Raw genomic sequence first — 17460 nt, forward strand, 5'->3', positions numbered from 1 at the left:
CCCCCCCCCGCACACGTAGCCACTCGAAGGCACGAAAAAACCGGCTGAGCACCCCGTGTGGGGTCTCAAGCCGGTTCATCATCTGTCGAATACGCTCGGTCGATATGCACCGAATCATTCCGCGTATTCTTTATGCCTCATCCTCGTAGGACGCGTACTTTTCTGCGTATGCCGAGTAGTCATCCTCGTCGTCATAGCGACGGCGGGACGAATCGGAGGACTTCGTTTTCTTCGCGCTGCTGAGCTCGCGCTCGAGTGCGCTGTAGTCGGTCTCGGGGCTGAAGTACTTCATCTCCCGAGCCTGCCTTGTTGCTTTAGCCTTCTGACGGCCGCGCCCCATGGCGTGACCCCCTCTTTCATCCTGTCCGAGGCGAACAGCACGTGCGGCGCATCGCTCTCGGATCGTTCAACAGTCTTTACTACACTATAGAGTACCCTGTTTCAGCCCTGAATGTCTCGCTCAGCGGCACCTATTTTGCGTATCTGAGTACTTCTTCGCACCGGAACAACCGTTTTATTTTGCACCCGCGGCTTTTTACCCCAGACACCACAGTGCCCCGCACCGGACGTATCGCTACAACCAATGCGGGGCGTGGGTCTCTGCCTCCGGCTCACTCACAAGATCGGGTTCAGAGAGGGGACCGTGCCGGTCATGACATCCAGCGCGGGGCTTGAGGGGCGCTCCTGCCGCTTAGCTTGCGGTAAAGGAGCCCAGCGAGGTGGCGTTAGAAGCCAGGGTGGTACTGGAGGCATCCACGCTATCGGTGGTGGTGTACACAGTGCAGCTCTCGCCCTTGGTGATCTTGGATCTAGAGACCAGGATCAGTGCGGTACTGGAGTTAGTCACCTTGTAATTCGCCACCACGTTACCGGAGGAGTCGGTCACCTGTACGGTGGTGCCGGAGCTCAGGTTCGATACGTTGCTAATCTTCACGTAGCCGCTGGTGGAGTTGGTCGAGGGCGCCTCGAACATGTCACCGGAGTTAGCCGCGGTCACGGTCGTGCCGTTGAGCAGCAGGTCGCCGTTGGTGTCCAGGGAGGCGTTACCACCGGTAAAAGGGCCGTTCACGATTAGGGTGCCACCGGAGAGGGTTGCCGTACCGTTGGAATCGATGCCGTCGCCGTTCGCGTTCACAGTGACGGTACCGCCGGAGATGTTGATGGTTGCGTCGACCACCTCGAAGGTGCCGCCACCACCCATGCCGCCACCAGCCTGGGGTTGGCCCATGGTACCGGAGGGAGCCTGACCACCTGCCGAGGCCTGACCTGCGCTACCGCTGGGCACCTGGGGTGCAGAGTTCTGGCGATTCTGCGCGCTCTGATTAGTCGAGGTTGCAGTAGTCGAGTCGGTGGTAGTCGTAGTGCTGTACGAGGCGTTGATACCGTCATCGGAGCTGGTCACGTTCACGGTGCCGTCCAGGATGTTGATGTACTGCGCCTCAATACCCTCGTTCGCCTGGGTAATATTCAGGGTACCGCCAGAGATTTCAACCACGCGCTCAGCCTTGAAACCGTCATCACCTGCAGAGATGTTCACGATACCGCCGCTCAGGCGTACCCAGCCGCGGTTGCCATCGCTGTCATTGGTTGCCTTGATACCGTCCTGACTTGCGGTTACGGTGACGGTGCCGTCCAGGATATCGACGTAATCCTTACCCTTGATGCCGGTGTTTGCCGCGCTCACTTCCAGGGTGCCGGAGGCAATAACCAGGCCGTCAGAGGTGTGGATACTCTCTTCGTATTTACCTTCAACCTTCAGGGTGCCTTCGCCCGCCAGGGTCAGGTCACTCTTGGAGTAGATAGCTGCATCAGGGCTGCCGCTGGCGGTATCCGAGTAGGAGGAGCCGTCAGAGACGGTGTTGGTGGTACTCGAGGCGGTGTAGATAACGACCTCGTCCGCCTCAACAACGTTGATAGCTGCACCGGTGGAGTTGGTGATGGTCGCGTTGTTCAGGATCAGGCGGATCATGTCGCTGTCGGCCGCCTCAACCTTGATCTGCCCCTCGTAGGTGCCGGTGAGCTTGTAATTGCCCGCCTTGGTGATGGTGATGACGCCGTCGCTGACGGTCACGCCGTCGGTTGCGATCGGGTTAGAAAGATCGATAGTAACTTCGCTGGAGGAATCCCAGGTGACGTCCTTTGCGGAGTAGTGGGTGTCCTCGGCGAGCTTCGCGCCGCTCTTCACGTCGGTAGAGAAGGAATCTGCCATCTTCGAGGTGGTATCCGAGGTGCTCGAAGCAGAGGTACTGGTTGTGCTCGTAGCGCTGGTATTCGATGCCGAGTTCGCCGAGCAGCCGGTCAACGCCAGGACTGCCAGGAGGGTAATGGAGGTTGCGCTCTTAATCATATTGCTCTTTTTCACGGGTTTTCCTTTGTGTTTGGGTGACTACTCGCGTAGAGCCAGCGCCACAGGGGTAAGACGTATGTGAAATGTGAATATGTGTGAGAGCCGTTATTGCCTGTGTGGGGCGAATAAAGCCGGTATTGTGTTCGGTTCGGGGGTTTATAGATGAGGGGCTGCGGGTGCGGGTAAGGTAGGTGCGCTACCCTACCCGCACATCCCAGATTGCCGTTTTAGGCGGCTGCAAAACGCTCGGTCAGCAGCTTCTGGTAGTCCTCTTCGGTCATGTCATCCAGGTTGAGGCGGGTGCCGTTGACCGGTTCCAGGTGCATCCAGTTCTTGATGGTTTCTGCCCACTTGTTGCTTGCCAGCTGCGGGTTCAGCGCCGCCATGCCGGTTGCAAACTTGGAGATTTTCGCGGGGGTGATGCCCGCATCCCAGAGGTGCTGGTCTGCTACGGAGGGCTCCACGCCGGACTTGGTTTCGATGATGACCGCGTTCGGCAGGCCGTAGGTGGTGCCGACCAGGTTACCGTGGAAGTTACGGTAGTTCACGCCCGCCATGAGAATGTTCTCGGACATGGGGGTCCAGGTCAGGTTGGTGTCTACCGTCATGCGGGAGGCGACCGGGTTCTTCTCGCTCTGCGGCAAGAAGACCGTGGTGCGGCGGTAGCCGGTGGTCAGAACCGCCTCCAGCTTCTCGACCGGGCCCGCGAGGATATCGCCGAGTGCTTCGGTGATGTACTCGTGACCTTCCGCGGTCAGCTGGTCGCGCGTCTCGAAGGTGTACGGGATACGCTTCTTGACGGTCATATCCTGCTCACCGTCGGTCTTGACCTCCAGGAAGGTCAGCTCCGAGTCCAGGTAGCTACGGGTACGAATCTTGAAGGTATCGTCGCGGCTGTAGGCTGCCGAGTGGTAGCTCTGCATCTGCGGGGTGTCGAAGTAGACCGAGTCGTAGGCGAAGTCGCGCTGACCCTTGATTTCCATGACGGAGGCGTCTGCGTCGAGCGTGGAGAGCACCTTGGCGGCGGTTTCTGCGTCGACAATGTACTTGCGGTCCACGCGGGTCTGCATGGCGGCCTTCTCGTTCATGGCTTCGAGGCTGATGCTCTTCCACTCTGCGGGGATGATGTTTGCGGCTGCGTTAGTCATGGGTCTTCGTCCTTCTGGGGTGCCGCCCGGCGCGTATTGGGCTGTGCGCCGAGGCGGCGTGTCGTGGGTATCGGAGATGTTTGTGCGGTTGGAGTGAATCGGAGGCTTAGATACCGGTTGGTCTTATTTGCCTACCGGGGTGCGCTGGAGCGGAATCATCCGGGTATCCAGCGTGGCGTGCGCCTCGGCGGTAGGTGCTACCGGCTGGCGGGTTGCACTAATCTGTGACGCTGCCGCCTCCACTGCCGCGGGGGTGCCGCCCTCGGGGGTTTCCTTGGGCTGGTAGGTGACGGTGGCGCGGGTCAGGTTGTTCACCATATCCAGCTCGGTAACGCTGACCGAGGTGACGGTGTAACCCAGGCGAGCGCTCAGGTATGCCTTGAGCTCTTCCTCGTCGCTGATCGCACGATCGGCGGTAACGGTCTGAGTCTGATCGGTAGAGACCGGGGCGCTGCGCGAGTCGAGGACCGCGATCAGGGCAACCAGGGTAGCCATGAGGCCGAAGGCGATGTACGCCGGGCTGATATTCACACCCGCGATCATGCCAACCGAGAGAGCCACGAAGTAGTAGCCGACTTCGCGCTGGCTCAGGGCGGTGGAACGCAATCGGATAATCGACAGGACACCGAAGAGGCCCATACCCATAGCGGATGCGTTCGATCCGGCGGATACCAGCGCCACTGAGACGGTGAAGATGCCGGCGTTGATGACCGCGTAGGAAATCATCAGTTCGCGGTTGCGGTGCCGCACCATGTAGAGGGTGCAGAGGGCTGCGATGGCTATCGCATCGGCAAGCGCCATGATGAGGATGTTCATTGGGTTCTCCAGATTCATGTCGTGATATCCGCTGTGCTCTTCGCTGTCTGTTCTTCAGCTCTAAGCTGTGCGTTTTTCGTTTTCTGCTTGGTATCTAGATTCCCGGTTGAAGCTGTGTTTGCCCTGTGTCAGCCTTAACTTAGAGTTAAGTGTTCACCATCTCGTATAAAGCAACTTGTCAAGAGCTCACATGTAGGTAATTTTTCCTTTTTCGCACGCTGCTCCACCTACCCTCTACAGCCTGCCACGGCATAAAAAATGGGCTCCCTCCGAGATGGAGGGAGCCCATAAAAGTAGCTAAAAGCTTAGCGACCAGGCGTTATTAAGCCTTCTTGCGCATGCGGGTTGCCACGATGGTTGCACCACCGGCACCCAGAGCAATCAGACCCAGGCCAGCAGCGGTCATCGCACCGGATGCACCGGTCTTAGCCAGGGAAGAAGAGCTCTTGGAGGATGCGTTAGTAGCATTCTCGTAGTCAACCGGCCATTCGCAGCCGATGCCGTCGTGGTCAGCGTCGAACTTCTCGCGGAAGTCCGGGTGGTCCTTGCTAATCGGTGCCAGGCCTGCAGCCTCAACGTCGGCGCAGTTCTGGAAACGGTGGCTCTCGGTAGCATTACCAGAGGAGTTCTGGCCAGCGGAGAGGTTGTTAATAGAGGTCTGACCGCCAGAGCTCTGACCACCGTTGTTCTGGTTATCTGCAGAGTTAGAGTTCTCGTAGTCAGCGGGCTGCTCGCAACCAACGCCGTCGCCGTCAGCATCGAACTTCTCGCGGAACTCCGGGTGGTCCTTGCTAATCGGTGCCAGACCTGCAGCCTCAACGGCGGCGCAGTTCTGGTACTTGTAGGTCTTCTCTTCCTTTGCGGAGGAGTCGGAAGCCTGGTCAGACTTCTGCTCTTCGGCAGGCTTGGGAGCCTCAGTGGTCGGATCCTGGGTGGGAGCCGGGGTCGAGTCCTCGGTCGGAGCCGGGGTCGGATCCTCAGAAGGAGCGGGAGTCGGGGCCTCAGTGGGTTCCGGAGTCGGGGCCTGGGTGGGCTCGGGAGCGGGCTGCTCTGCAACCTTAATGGTCACGGTAGCTGCCTTACCGCCGCGGGGAACGTCGCCGTCCTTCAGGGAGCCGGACAGCAGGTAAATGTCAACGGAAACGCTGCCGTGCAGTTCTGCCTGCCAGGGGATGGCAACGGAGAAGTTGCCGGCCTCGTCAGCATGGATTTCCAGGTAGTCCTGGCCGTTAATCTTAACGGCACCCTTGTTCAGCTTCAGTGCCAGAACGGAACCGGAGGTGCCGTCAGCGGTCTTGAAACCCTCGCCACCAATGTTCAGATCCTGACCCTCAACCCATACGTCGGGAGCAAAGAACTGTGCAGAGTCTGCGTAGGTGTGGACAACCTGAGGCGCACCTTCAACAGCGAAGGTTGCGGGGACGGAAGTAGCAACGAGACCACAGCCGATGAGTGCGGTGGCGCCGATGCGTGCAATATTGTTTCGAATGTTCATGCCCCCATTCTAACGAGCGAAGCTTAGGATACCGGCCCCCAAGACGTCAATTTATCATGACCTAACTCACAAAATATATTTTTCTTGAAGGTTTCTTGAAGGCATGGTTGAACTATATAAGCCTTTTACACCGCCGTGCACCCCTAAAGATTCAACCTAGCATTGAAGAAACTAACAAGTACATACCCCACCCCATCGGCACGACCCAACAGCAAAAACCACCCCGTTAAACGCGAAAATCCCCTCCACCCAAACGCTCAAAAGCATTCAGGGGAAGGGACCCTCACGCACCACCCCACCGGGCGGCGGCACTAGTTTTAGGAGTTCTTGCGGTTGCGCACAGCAGACACGCCAGCAACACCCAGACCCAGAGCTACCAGACCCATACCAGCAATGGTGAAGGCGTTGGAAGCACCGGTGTTCGCAAGGGAGGAGCGCTGAGCGCGGCTCGAAGTGTAGTTGCTCGAAGAGGAGGAGCCGCTACCCAGGTTGTCCAGACCGCCGGAGTTGCGGGAAGAAGAACCCGAAGAAATGCTGGAGGAAGAACCGTCGGTTACCTCGCTATTGATGACCTCGCAGCCCCAATCATTCTTGTCGTTGTCGAACTTCTGGCGGAAGTCCGGGTGGCTCTTATGGATGGGTGCCAGACCAGCAGCCGCAACCTCTGCACAGTTCGCAAAGCGAGTGCTCTCAGCCGAGGCGGTCACCTGCTCTGTAGCGGAGGTGGAATCACCCAGCTGATCCTTCGCATCGTTCGCAACGGATGCGTGCTGATCAGCAGCAGCCGAAGCGGAAGCCGAAGCAGATGCCGAAGCGGAAGGGGTAGCCACCACAGAAGCGGAAGCCGACGCGGTAGCCGAGGGGCTCACCGAAGCGGTGGCGGAAGCCTTCTCATCGGCGCGGTTCTTAATCTCAGCATCCACGGAGGCAACAACCTCATCAGCGGCAGTAGCCGAAGCAGTCGCAGAAGCGGAGGTGGTAGCAGATGCGGAAGGGGCCACAGAAGTGGAGGGGGTAGCCGCCACGGAAGCGGTTGCAGAAGCGGAAGCGCTCGCAGAAGCAGATGCGGTTGCGGAGGGGGTTGCTTCCTGAACGGAGCGAGCCTGAATCTTCACGGTGGCTGCCTTGCCGCCGCGAGCGGTGTCGTTGTCCTTCAGGGAGCCGGAGAGCAGGTAGACATCCACGGAGATACGCTCATCCAGGTCCTCCTGCCAGGGAATGGAAACGGAGAAGTTGCCCTTCTCATCAGCCTGAACTTCCAGGTAGTCCTTGCCGTCAATCTTGACGGAGCCCTTGTTCAGCTTGATAGCGATGATGGAGCCGGAGGTGCCGTCCTGGGTCAGGAAGCCCTCGCCGGTAACCTTCAGGGTTTCGCCCTTGTACCAGACCTCAGAAATGTGGGAGGTTGCCTTGTCAGAGTAGACGTGGGTAACGGACTCTTCACCGTTCTGAGCGAACGTTGCGGGGATTGCGGTGACCGCCAGACCGCAACCAATCAGGGCGGTGGCACCGAAGCGAGTGATAGTGTGTCGAATGTCCATCCCATCATTTTATCCCCGCGTGGTGGACATACCCGCCTGTCCAGGGGCTATTTGCAATGACTTGCAACACAAAATAGCACTTTCGTGCACTTAATCTTGGGTCGGTGCACGCGCGGTAAAATTCGCCAGAGAAACAGCATGCGCAGAAGAAATAGCGTTCACCGGAGAAACGCTGCCGTCTAGACCTGTGTAACGGCCTCGGCACCCTTAAACGTCAACCTCATCGAGCATGAGTTCCAGCGCCTCACCCACGCCGGTGCGCCACAGGTAGGTTGCCTTCGCATCCGCACGCCCCGGGCCGCCATTAATGACGGCGACCGGCTTGCCGGCGCGCAGAGCCTCCAGCACGATCTTGTAGCTGCTCATAACCGCCACCGAGGAGCCCACCACCAGCAGCGCCGAACATTCGGCGAGCATGGCGTCCTTGAGTGCCTTACGTTCGGCGGGCACGGATTCACCAAAGTACACCACATCGGGCTTGAGGCGGGTCGAACCGCAACCGAGGCAGGGCACCATCTGAAAATCGCGGATATAGCGGTCGTCCAGCTCCACGTCACCGTCAGGGTTCACGCGCAGGTCTTCGTCTTCTAGGCGCGCCAGGTAGCCGGGGTTCGCCGCGTCCAGGCGCGTATCCAGGCTTTCGCGGTTCTCGTCCTGCCCGCAGTCCAGGCACACAATACGGGAGAGGTCGCCGTGCAGTGCCAGCAGATTAGAGCTTCCAGCGCGGGCGTGCAGCCCATCCACGTTCTGCGTAATCACGCCGCTCACGGCACCCAGCTGCTCCAGCTCAGCGAGCGCATAGTGGGCGCGGTTCGGTTCGGCGCGGCGCATGCGGCGCCAACCCACGTAGGAGCGCGCCCAGTAGCGTTGGCGGGCGGCGTCATCGTAGCGGAATTCCTGGTAGGTCATGGGGCGGTGGTCGTGTAGGGAGCCGCCGGGTCCGCGGTAGTCGGGGATGCCGGATTCGGTGCTCACGCCCGCGCCGGTGAGCACAAGAACCTTACCCGCCTTGAGTAGCTCGGCAATACCCGCGGAGGCGTATTCTTCGTCGTGCGGGGTGGCGTTCTCAGAGACAACGCGCTGAATCGAGCGAATGGCGGCACGGTGCACGGAGGCGATTTCTTCGCGCTGCTCACCTGCGGCGGCGAAGTTCTGGTGGTCAGTCCAGCGGTCCATTCTTCTCCTCAATGCTCTGTGTATTAGTGCTCTGCGTATCAATGCTCTGGTACTAGTGCGGTTCAGCGCGGTTCTAACGCGTTAAACGGCTGTGGGGCACCCCCCTTTCGAGGGTACCCCACAGCCTATTTCTTATGGTTTCGAACGGGCAAACTCAGCCACAGGCTAAGTCTGCCCAGCTCGTCGGAACTATCCAGCTGACCGGGTCTACCGATCTAGCCGGTTTAGTTCTCAGCCTTCTGCTCACGCTCGGAGGTCACCGACAGACCATCGCTGGCAACGTCCGGGTTCACATCCACGGTCACGGTGTCACCGTCGTGAATAGCACCGGAGAGGATACCGCGAGCCAGACGGTCACCAATCTCGCGCTGAACCAGGCGGCGCAGCGGGCGGGCACCGAACGCCGGGTCGTAGCCGGTCTTACCCAGCCACTCCAGGGCGGCGGGGGTGACGTTCAGGGTGAGGCGGCGGTCCTCCAGACGCTTAGCCATGCTCTTGATCTGCAGGCCCACGATCTGGCCCAGGTTCTCAGCCGACAGGGGCTGGAACATGATGATGTCGTCCAGTCGGTTGAGGAACTCGGGGCGGAATGCCTGGTGCACAACCTCCAGTGCCTTCTCGGAGCGCTCCTCGAAGGGCAGGTCCTGGTTGACCAGGTACTGCGAACCGAGGTTCGAGGTCAGGATCAGGATGACGTTGCGGAAGTCCACGGTGCGGCCCTGGCCGTCGGTCAGGCGGCCGTCATCGAGTACCTGCAGCAGGATGTCGAAGACCTCGGGGTGTGCCTTCTCAACCTCGTCGAGCAGGACCACCGAGTAGGGGCGACGGCGTACAGCCTCGGTCAGCTGACCGCCCTCTTCGTGGCCAACGTATCCGGGAGGGGCACCGACCAGGCGAGAAACGGTGTGCTTCTCAGAGTATTCACTCATGTCGATGCGTACCAGGGCACGCTCGTCATCGAACTGGAACTCAGCCAGTGCCTTAGCCAGCTCGGTTTTACCAACACCAGTCGGGCCAAGGAACAGGAAGGAACCAATCGGGCGGTTCGGGTCGGAGATGCCGGCACGGGCGCGGCGGACAGCGTCAGAGACAGCTACCACTGCGTCTTCCTGACCGATCAGGCGGGCGCCGATGCGCTTCTCCATTTCGAGCAGCTTCTCGGACTCACCCTGCATCATGCGACCTGCAGGAATACCGGTCCAGGAGGAAATCACCTCGGCAATATCGTCCGCGGTGACCTCTTCGGAGACCATGGATTCGTTCTTGGCGTTGTCCTCGGCGCGCTGTGCTTCTTCCAGCTCAGCCTGCTTTGCGGGAATTTCGCCGTAGAGCAGGCGGGATGCCTCGGCGAGGTTGCCTTCACGCTGTGCCACCTCTGCGCGGGAACGCAGCTCGTCAATCTCAGTCTTGAGGTCACCCACGCGGTTCAGGCTAGCCTTCTCGGCCTCCCAACGAGCGTTGAGGGCGTCGAGCTGTTCCTTCTTGTCAGCCATGTCCTTGCGCAGCGCTTCCAGACGCTCCACGGATGCGGGGTCGGTTTCGCCGGCAAGTGCTAGTTCCTCCATGGTGAGGCGGTCCACGGCGCGGCGCAGCTGGTCGATTTCCTCCGGTGCGGAGTCAATTTCCATGCGCAGGCGGGATGCTGCCTCGTCAATCAGGTCAATTGCCTTGTCCGGCAGCTGACGGGAGGGAATGTAGCGGTTGGACAGGGTTGCTGCGGCAACCAGCGCGGAGTCAGCAATCTGCACCTTGTGGTGTGCCTCGTAGCGTTCCTTCAGGCCACGCAGAATACCGATGGTGTCATCTACGCTGGGCTCGCCCACGTACACCTGCTGGAAGCGGCGCTCCAGTGCGGGGTCCTTCTCGATGTTCTCGCGGTACTCATCCAGGGTGGTTGCACCGATCAGGCGCAACTCGCCACGGGCAAGCATGGGCTTGAGCATGTTGCCTGCGTCCATGGAGCCTTCGGATGCGCCAGCACCGACGACGGTGTGAATCTCGTCGATGAAGGTCACGATCTGGCCCTCGGATTTCTTGATTTCTTCGAGGACTGCCTTCAGGCGCTCCTCGAATTCACCGCGGTACTTTGCGCCTGCGACCATGGAGCCCAGGTCCAGGCTGATGAGGGTCTTGCCGCGCAGGGATTCGGGCACGTCGCCAGAAACCATGCGCTGTGCCAGGCCTTCCACGACGGCGGTCTTACCGACGCCGGGCTCACCAATCAGAACGGGGTTGTTCTTGGTGCGGCGGGAAAGCACCTGCACGACGCGGCGAATCTCAGAGTCACGGCCGATGACCGGGTCAAGCTTGCCTGCGCGGGCAATGGCGGTCAGGTCGGTGCCGTACTTTTCGAGCGCCTGGAAGGTGCCTTCGGGGTCGGGGGTGTCCACGGTGCGGTCTCCTCGGACGTTGGGAATGGTCTGTGCGATGAGCTCTGCGGTAGCGCCGATCTTGTGCATTGCGGTTGCGGTGCTATCGGTTCCGCTGGCGATGCCGAGCAGAATCATTTCGGTGGAGACGTAGCTGTCACCGAAGCCCTGGGCGCGGGTCTGTGCCGCCTGCAGAGCGGAAAGCGCGGCACGGCTGAGGGAGGCATTCTGCACGGAAGCGCCGGATGCCTTCGGCAGCTTCTTGATTTCAGCGGATGCCGCCTCGGAGATAGCGTCCACATCCAGACCTGCAGCCTTGAGGACTGCTACGGCGACGCCTTCGCGCTGGTCCACTAGGGCCTTGAGGATGTGCGAGGTTTCAATAGTGGGGTTACCGGCGGTTTGAGCATTAGTATTTGCCGCCGAGATGACTTCTTGACTCTTGGTGGTGAACTTGTTGTCCATGACGTTCCTTTCGTATTTCGAGGGGCTTATCCTATGCGCCCCTGCATTACATAACTTGAGTCTACTCCACTCAATTATGTTTCGCAAGCCTCCTGCAAAAAAATTTTCGTATTTTTTGCCCCACCTCACACCCCCTGCCACCCGAACAAAAGCCCCGAACAAAAGCCCCGGTCAAAACCGCATTGCTATACTGACCGGACTGGGTACTTGCGAGGCTGGGCGCTTGCGGGCTCCCACAACAATCACAGTCACGAATGGGGACCCACATGAAAATACTGGTTCTAGGTGCAACCGGCCGCACCGGTTACCTCTTCACCCGCAAAGCCCTAGCGGAGGGGCACACGGTCACCACCTACGTGCGCAACCCCAACAAGGCGCTAACACTTTTGGGAGCGCACCAAAATCTCACTATTGTTCCGGGAGCCCTGGATGATGCCGAACAGCTCGCCGCAGCATCCTCCGGGCAAGACGTGATGGTCAGCATCCTGGGTCAGAAAGCCACGGTGCGAGAATTTCTCTCCTCCACGTTCATGCAGGAGCGCCTGCCCCTCATCATGGAGGCGGTCACGGGCGCAGGCGTGAAGCATTGCGTTCTGATGAGCGCCTACGGTGTGGGCAATACGGTACGGACCGCATCCCTGCCCATGCGCCTGGTGTGCAAGGTCATCATGCGCGGCATTTTCACCGACAAGGTTAAGGCGGACGCCCTGGTCGCCGAATATCAGCCGCATATTTCGCGTGCGCATCCGGGCAGGCTGACCGACAATCCCGGTAAGGGCGGAGTGAAGGTGTTTGACATGGCGAGTGTCGAGCGAACTCCGGGCATTCCGACGATTGCCCGTGAAGACGTCGCCGATGCGCTACTCACTATCGCCAAGAACCCCCAGAATGCGAGCACAGATTTTTTGGTGACGATTGGGGACGTTACCCTACGCTCACCCCAGAAATAAACCGGTAGGCTTAATGACATGACGACTACGAACACCTTCCCCGCCGCAATTCTCTTCGACCACGACGGAACCCTCGTCGACACCGAACCCGTATGGGCTGCCGCAAAGGTTGCTCTCACCGCAGAATTTGGCGGCACCTGGACCGAGCAGGACACCCTCGATTGCCTGGGCCTGTCCATGCAGTTCACCTTGGATCGCCTACGCGAGCGCGGCGTGAACCTGCCAGACGAGGAGATTAATGACCTACTGGTGGCAAAGGTGCACGAAACCCTGGCGCAGCAGCGAGTCGAGTTCCTGCCCGGCATTGAGCGTTTCCTCTCGGAGGTTCACGATGCGCAGATTCCGGCCGCCATCGTCACGAACGCGACCACCTCCGTGGCTCGCCGCACCGCGAATGCGGCACCCGAGGGCACGTTCTCGGTAATTATTGGCAACGATGAGACCACCAACCCCAAGCCGGACCCGCAGCCCTATCTTTTGGCGGCGGAACGTCTGGGCGTTGACCCGACCCAGTGCGTGACTCTCGAAGATTCCCCTTCGGGCGTGCGCAGTGCAACCGCGGCGGGCATGCGCGTCATTGTTGTGCCGGGCGAGCTGGAGGTTCCGGCGGAGCTGGGCACCGCGCGCCTCAAGCATGAGGAGCTGACCTTGGAGGCGGTTCGCGCGCTGGCGTAGCCGCCTAGTTTGCGGGCTGAAAGGCTGGAAGCTCTGTAGAAAACTGAATACGCTTCACCATAAAGGGTGGGATGCGCGAGATGAGATTCCGCGCATCCCACCCTTTGTGCGCGCCTGGGCGGTGAGCCACGCGGGCGTTCGGGGCTAGCACGTTTGAGCAGCGCCTTTTGAACAGGGGCTTTTAAGTGCGGCGCGACACATAGATGACAATTTATTACGAATTACTCAAAATAACCTTGACAGCGGTTCCTTAAAATGATTTACTCATAATAACGATTCGGCGGGGCGACAAATCCCACCGAACCACAAGTATCACAGCATCATGAAGGAGACCATCATGGCATTTGCAAACTACACCGCACCCGGCCTGACCCTCGAAGAAGGCAAGGGCATTTCCGAGGCTCTCCAGGCACGTCTGCACGACCTGAACGACCTGCACCTGCTGCTGAAGCACGCTCACTGGAACGTGACCGGTCCCGGCTTCATCGCCGTTCACGAAATGATTGACCCCCAGGTCGACACCGTCCGCGAGTTCGTCGACGCCATCGCAGAGCGTATGGCAACCCTGGGCGCAACCCCCAACGGTCTGGCTGGCGCGCTGGTCGCACAGCGCACCGTCGAGGACTACCCCGTCGGCCGCGCACGCGTTGCTGACCACCTGCAGGCTCTGAACGATGTCTACACCCGCGTGATTGAGGCTCACCGCAAGGCGATTGCATTCGCTGGCGAGTCCGACCCCGTCACCGAGGATCTGTTGATTGGTCAGACCGCTGAGCTGGAGAAGTTCCAGTGGTTCATCCGCGCATTCCTGGAAAACGGCGAAGGCAACATCTAAGCTGCAACCATCTAAGTCGTAGCGCCTAAACTGCAGCCTACTTATGGCGGCAAGTTATATAGGCGCCAGCTTTTAGAGTCACGAAGCCGGGCGGGTGCACTCTCTTTATGGAGGGTGCACCCGCCCGGCTTCTATACTGTTTCGGTGCTTTTCCCCGACCTTTCACCTCACCCGCGGGATACCCTAGAGTGCGTTGAGGCAAACATAATTGTCGGGTTAGGCCGTCCTAGATTTTCTGTTCAGAGTGCTCTACAGTAGTTCACTATTCATGACAGAGCACACAGATATGAACGCTTCATCAGGCGCAGGGATCTCGCCCTGCACGCACGGCACCCGTGGAAAGGGAACTATGAGCACGTACGCCCAGCACGAGCATGGCGAAGAAACCGAGAAGCTTCAGCCGGAAAACTCCGCCACCGAAGCTTCGCAGGCCACCCGCCATAGCGCCGTCATCTCCCCCTCACCCGCGCAGATTAAGCGTTAGTGCCGCTACCTTGCCGATGAAGAATCGGAAGCACGCGTCTACCGCTACCTGGGTCGCCGTGCCGAGAGTACCGACCGCGAAATCCTTCTACAGGTTGCTGAAGCGGAGAAGCGTCACCAGCAGCATTGGCGTGACATGCTCGGTGAGCACGTAAATGTGCACGTGCGCCCGTCCAGGCAGCACCGGCCGAAAGACGGCGGCGGGTAGCGTTATGTGATTCAGTCATTAAAGGTTTACTTATTTGCAAGAAGCGGCGGTGCGAGTGCCGCAAAAAATTGCAGCTCTATGAGCGCTGATTTGTGAATTATCTAAAGAATAGCACCCCGTATTGCGTATTTAAGAGAGCCTTCAAAAAATCACTAATGTCTTATTTTTATAGACATACTAGAGTTTTCCTCGGTTCGAAAATCAGCAAACCAGAGGCAAGTTTCGCGCACATGTTGCATTTTTTCACACAAGCACCTAAAAGCTGAAACTACCTTATTAATACACCCTGCTGTTAGGTTTTTACCCAAAAGCTTCACAAGAATAATTTGAAAATTTACTTAGAGAAAAATCAATTTTTATTTCAAAGAACTACCGCAAAGACAATGGTGCCCCGCCCCTCCAGATGGAGGGGCGGGGCACCATTGTCTTAGTAAAATCAGGCTAAGGTTTACTTGATGTTGCCCTGGCCGTCATCGATGTGCGAACGGATGAACCACTGGAACTTCTCCAGTTCAGGCGGTCTGGCCGATGAGGATGTCTTCGGCAATGGGGTCAACATCACCAATTTTTGCGATAGCGGCGCGGTGGTCTTCAATAACACCGTTGTAGACCTCATCAAGAGCGCGCAGGTGAGTCTGAGTATCAGCACGATTTACGCTGCATTCTTCCCAGGTTCGCTTTTCAATCAGGTCGCCGGGCAGGCCGTTGGGGGTTACACCCATGGTTGCTATACGTTCCGCAAGCTCGTCAGCATAGCCACGGACCAGATCAACCTGAGGGTCAAGCATCTCGTGAACACCAATGAAGGAGGGACCCACAACATTCCAGTGTGCGTGTTTGAGGATCAACTGCAGATTATTGAGAGCGTGCAGATGAAGCTACAGAACGTCTGCTACGTGGTGGCCACTTTCTTCGGTGATCCCGGGAACGGTAAATGATGCGTACTTGCTCATTGTGGGTTTCCTTTCAAAATCCTGTGAGTTTGGAGCTCTACCAGCTCGGGTTTCGCTACGGATATTGGTTTTAACTCTACTCCCCCAGGAACTGAAAAACAGCCTTATTTTGAATAAATCAAAATAAGGAAAGATTGCACTGACCTGCTTATACACCTTTTTAGGCGGTAAGCTCAGCCTTATCTAACTGACATGTAACCAGTACAAACACACACAGTTTCTATAGAAATTTGAATTAGCTAAACCCAACCATTCCAAATTAAATAACCAATAATTTTTTAGAGCTCTGCCCCATTCCTTCTATATTGCGAATTCCCGGTAGCTCCGGTAGTCTACTTCATGAACGAATGGGGGTAGCTTCCACCGGGAACATCACCCAAAGCGATTTATCGACATGCTGGCGGTCTCGGCACCATAAAACAGTGCCCACCAGACTGCCCAGTAAATCACCTGGCCTCACCAGGCGAGCGAGACCTTCGGGCCGATACCCGTTGTAGCCGGAGTGTAGGTAGCTCGCCTTTTTCTATGCTTTGGCGCTTTCCTGTAAAGGTGTTTTCATGAGTCAAAACATTACTCCCACCCCTCTCACCGACCGACCAGAGCCAACGCGTGAGCAGATTAAGAAGTGGCGCCGCTATCTTGCCGAAGAAATCTCTGAGGCTAAGGTTTACAGTCAGCTAGCAGAGCGCTCAGAGGGTAGAGAAGCTGAGATTCTGCGCAAGGTTGCAGAAGCTGAGCACCGTCATCAGCAGCACTGGCGCAATCTTTTGGGCGAGCATGCCCACCCTGAGCCCCGCCCGTCGGTGTCCGCCCGTCTTCTGCAGTTTTTGGCTAGGCATTTTGGCACCGTTTTTGTGCTGGCTCTTGCCCAGCGTGCTGAAAGCCGCTCAGATTACGCCACCGATCCTCACGCCACCGACGCTATGGCGGCCGACGAGACAATTCACGAGGAAATTGTCCGCGCCCTTTCAGCCTCGGGCAGGGAGAAACTTTCCGGCAACTTCCGCGCTGCTATCTTTGGCGCCAACGATGGCCTGGTTTCTAACGCCGCCCTGATTATGAGTATTGGCGCTTCGGGGGCAAGCTCCCAAATGGTCCTCCTCTCAGGTATCGCCGGCCTTCTTGCCGGTGCGCTGTCGATGGCTGCCGGTGAGTTCGTGTCGGTGAGGTCCCAGCGAGAGATGCTGGAGGCGTCCCGCCCCACCCAGGTCACGCTGGACGTCGCGCAGCACCTCGATATTGACGCCAACGAGCTGGAACTGATTTATCGGGCTCGCGGTATGGAGCCGGATGCCGCGCACCACCGCGCAATGGAAAGATTTGGTTACCTAGATTGCGACTGCGATAATTCCCTATCCTTCCGCCCCGAGTTATTAGAGGAGGAGGCTGAGGAAAACGCTGCGCTGGGTACAGACATCGGCGCGTCTGCCTCCAGCTTTGCCTTTTTTGCTTCGGGCGCCCTAATCCCGATTTTGCCCTATATTTTTGGGGCAACCGGGACGTATGCTATGGTGCTGTCGCTGATTCTGGTCAGTATCGCACTGATGGGTACCGGCGGTATCGTGGGTCTGCTCTCGGGGGCAGCGCCGTTTACGCGCGGCCTACGCCAGCTAGCCATCGGCTACGGCGCGGCCCTGGCGGCCTACCTATTGGGGCTGCTCTTTGGGGTGTCTATAGGTTAGACGTAATAACCTTTTTGGAGCGGGGCAAAGGCACTGTTTATGCTTACCCAATCTAGAATCCCAAAACGTATACCTGACCAAAATTTTAGATATTAATTTTTGTAAGGAAAATTACCCAAGTCAGCCAGGGTTCACTCAGATTTTACCGTCCACCGTGAAGTATTAGACGTATGATTTTAAACTGTCTACTTGCGCTGACACCTTGTCACTATCATTAGGAGCTTCATGATTTCCTCCATCTCCCACCGTACCCTAGCCAAGGGTGCAGCCTGAGCGGCGCCCTCCGTCCTTGCAACCGCCACCATCCCCACTTACGC

Annotated in this window: 14 protein-coding genes and 1 pseudogene; 6 read left to right on the plus strand and 9 right to left on the minus strand. The window is 58.3% G+C overall.

The genetic code is table 11. The features are described 5' to 3' along the window. Positions 1-130 precede the first annotated feature (130 nt). The 8 genes from HMPREF2927_RS00495 to clpB all read right to left on the minus strand — a co-directional run bounded on the left by HMPREF2927_RS00495 (position 131) and on the right by clpB (position 11357). Positions 131-340, minus strand: coding sequence for a DUF3073 domain-containing protein (locus HMPREF2927_RS00495; protein ID WP_005504588.1), 210 nt, complete (start codon positions 338-340; stop codon positions 131-133). 351 nt (positions 341-691) lie between these two features. Beyond that, the gene (locus HMPREF2927_RS00500; RefSeq protein ID WP_070684650.1) at positions 692-2362 is read right to left on the minus strand and encodes a carbohydrate-binding domain-containing protein; all 1671 of its coding nucleotides are present in this window, start codon (positions 2360-2362) and stop codon (positions 692-694) included. Between the two features lie 212 nt (positions 2363-2574). Further along, positions 2575-3495 (minus strand): polyphosphate polymerase domain-containing protein, encoded by a 921-nt coding sequence (locus tag HMPREF2927_RS00505; RefSeq protein WP_070684652.1) that lies wholly within the window; start codon positions 3493-3495, stop codon positions 2575-2577. Between the two features lie 123 nt (positions 3496-3618). Beyond that, positions 3619-4311 (minus strand): DUF4956 domain-containing protein, encoded by a 693-nt coding sequence (locus tag HMPREF2927_RS00510; protein WP_070684654.1) that lies wholly within the window; start codon positions 4309-4311, stop codon positions 3619-3621. 322 nt (positions 4312-4633) lie between these two features. Then, the gene (locus HMPREF2927_RS00515; RefSeq protein WP_070684656.1) at positions 4634-5806 is read right to left on the minus strand and encodes an excalibur calcium-binding domain-containing protein; all 1173 of its coding nucleotides are present in this window, start codon (positions 5804-5806) and stop codon (positions 4634-4636) included. A gap of 317 nt (positions 5807-6123) precedes the next feature. Beyond that, positions 6124-7347: an excalibur calcium-binding domain-containing protein gene (locus tag HMPREF2927_RS00520; protein WP_070684658.1), complete on the minus strand. Its 1224-nt coding sequence runs from the start codon at positions 7345-7347 to the stop codon at positions 6124-6126. Between the two features lie 207 nt (positions 7348-7554). Continuing rightward, complete coding sequence (locus tag HMPREF2927_RS00525; protein WP_070684660.1) at positions 7555-8523, minus strand: Sir2 family NAD-dependent protein deacetylase; 969 nt, start codon at positions 8521-8523, stop codon at positions 7555-7557. A gap of 224 nt (positions 8524-8747) precedes the next feature. Continuing rightward, positions 8748-11357, minus strand: coding sequence for an ATP-dependent chaperone ClpB (clpB, locus tag HMPREF2927_RS00530; protein ID WP_070684662.1), 2610 nt, complete (start codon positions 11355-11357; stop codon positions 8748-8750). Between the two features lie 266 nt (positions 11358-11623). Here clpB and HMPREF2927_RS00535 point away from each other — a divergent pair, with 266 nt between their 5' ends. From HMPREF2927_RS00535 to HMPREF2927_RS09165, 5 genes and pseudogenes are all read left to right on the plus strand, one after another. Beyond that, positions 11624-12307, plus strand: coding sequence for an NAD(P)-dependent oxidoreductase (locus tag HMPREF2927_RS00535; protein ID WP_070684664.1), 684 nt, complete (start codon positions 11624-11626; stop codon positions 12305-12307). Between the two features lie 18 nt (positions 12308-12325). Next, on the plus strand, positions 12326-12982 hold the full coding sequence (locus tag HMPREF2927_RS00540) for an HAD family hydrolase (protein ID WP_070684666.1): 657 nt from the start codon (positions 12326-12328) through the stop codon (positions 12980-12982). 337 nt (positions 12983-13319) lie between these two features. Then, complete coding sequence (gene dps / locus HMPREF2927_RS00545) at positions 13320-13817, plus strand: DNA starvation/stationary phase protection protein Dps (RefSeq protein WP_070684668.1); 498 nt, start codon at positions 13320-13322, stop codon at positions 13815-13817. Positions 13818-14166: 349 nt separating this feature from the next. Next, entirely contained in the window at positions 14167-14301 is a 135-nt protein-coding gene (locus tag HMPREF2927_RS09340) for a hypothetical protein (protein ID WP_255402000.1), read from the plus strand. A 24-nt stretch (positions 14302-14325) separates the two neighbouring features. Further along, positions 14326-14508, plus strand: a pseudogene (locus HMPREF2927_RS09165) (rubrerythrin family protein); the annotation flags it as partial. Between the two features lie 512 nt (positions 14509-15020). Here the strand turns inward: HMPREF2927_RS09165 and HMPREF2927_RS00550 are convergent. Further along, entirely contained in the window at positions 15021-15326 is a 306-nt protein-coding gene (locus tag HMPREF2927_RS00550; RefSeq protein WP_366765751.1) for a Dps family protein, read from the minus strand. Positions 15327-16018: 692 nt separating this feature from the next. Between HMPREF2927_RS00550 and HMPREF2927_RS00555 the strand changes: the two genes are divergently transcribed. After that, the gene (locus HMPREF2927_RS00555; RefSeq protein WP_070684669.1) at positions 16019-17143 is read left to right on the plus strand and encodes a VIT1/CCC1 transporter family protein; all 1125 of its coding nucleotides are present in this window, start codon (positions 16019-16021) and stop codon (positions 17141-17143) included. The last annotated feature ends 317 nt before the right edge of the window (positions 17144-17460 follow it).

The sequence above is a fragment of the Rothia sp. HMSC061E04 genome (assembly GCF_001813685.1).
Classification (GTDB): Bacteria; Actinomycetota; Actinomycetes; order Actinomycetales; family Micrococcaceae; genus Rothia; species Rothia mucilaginosa.

Excerpts from the sequence above, each read along its gene's own strand:
- HMPREF2927_RS00495 (WP_005504588.1), bottom strand. The coding sequence starts at position 340 with ATGGGGCGCGGCCGTCAGAAGGCTAAAGCAACAAGGCAGGCTCGGGAG.
- HMPREF2927_RS00520 (WP_070684658.1), bottom strand. The coding sequence starts at position 7,347 with ATGGACATTCGACACACTATCACTCGCTTCGGTGCCACCGCCCTGATT.
- HMPREF2927_RS00535 (WP_070684664.1), top strand. The coding sequence starts at position 11,624 with ATGAAAATACTGGTTCTAGGTGCAACCGGCCGCACCGGTTACCTCTTC.
- HMPREF2927_RS00555 (WP_070684669.1), top strand. The coding sequence starts at position 16,019 with ATGAGTCAAAACATTACTCCCACCCCTCTCACCGACCGACCAGAGCCA.
- HMPREF2927_RS09340 (WP_255402000.1), top strand. The coding sequence starts at position 14,167 with ATGAGCACGTACGCCCAGCACGAGCATGGCGAAGAAACCGAGAAGCTT.
- HMPREF2927_RS00505 (WP_070684652.1), bottom strand. The coding sequence starts at position 3,495 with ATGACTAACGCAGCCGCAAACATCATCCCCGCAGAGTGGAAGAGCATC.
- HMPREF2927_RS00515 (WP_070684656.1), bottom strand. The coding sequence starts at position 5,806 with ATGAACATTCGAAACAATATTGCACGCATCGGCGCCACCGCACTCATC.
- HMPREF2927_RS00540 (WP_070684666.1), top strand. The coding sequence starts at position 12,326 with ATGACGACTACGAACACCTTCCCCGCCGCAATTCTCTTCGACCACGAC.
- HMPREF2927_RS00525 (WP_070684660.1), bottom strand. The coding sequence starts at position 8,523 with ATGGACCGCTGGACTGACCACCAGAACTTCGCCGCCGCAGGTGAGCAG.
- dps (WP_070684668.1), top strand. The coding sequence starts at position 13,320 with ATGGCATTTGCAAACTACACCGCACCCGGCCTGACCCTCGAAGAAGGC.
- clpB (WP_070684662.1), bottom strand. The coding sequence starts at position 11,357 with ATGGACAACAAGTTCACCACCAAGAGTCAAGAAGTCATCTCGGCGGCA.
- HMPREF2927_RS00510 (WP_070684654.1), bottom strand. The coding sequence starts at position 4,311 with ATGAACATCCTCATCATGGCGCTTGCCGATGCGATAGCCATCGCAGCC.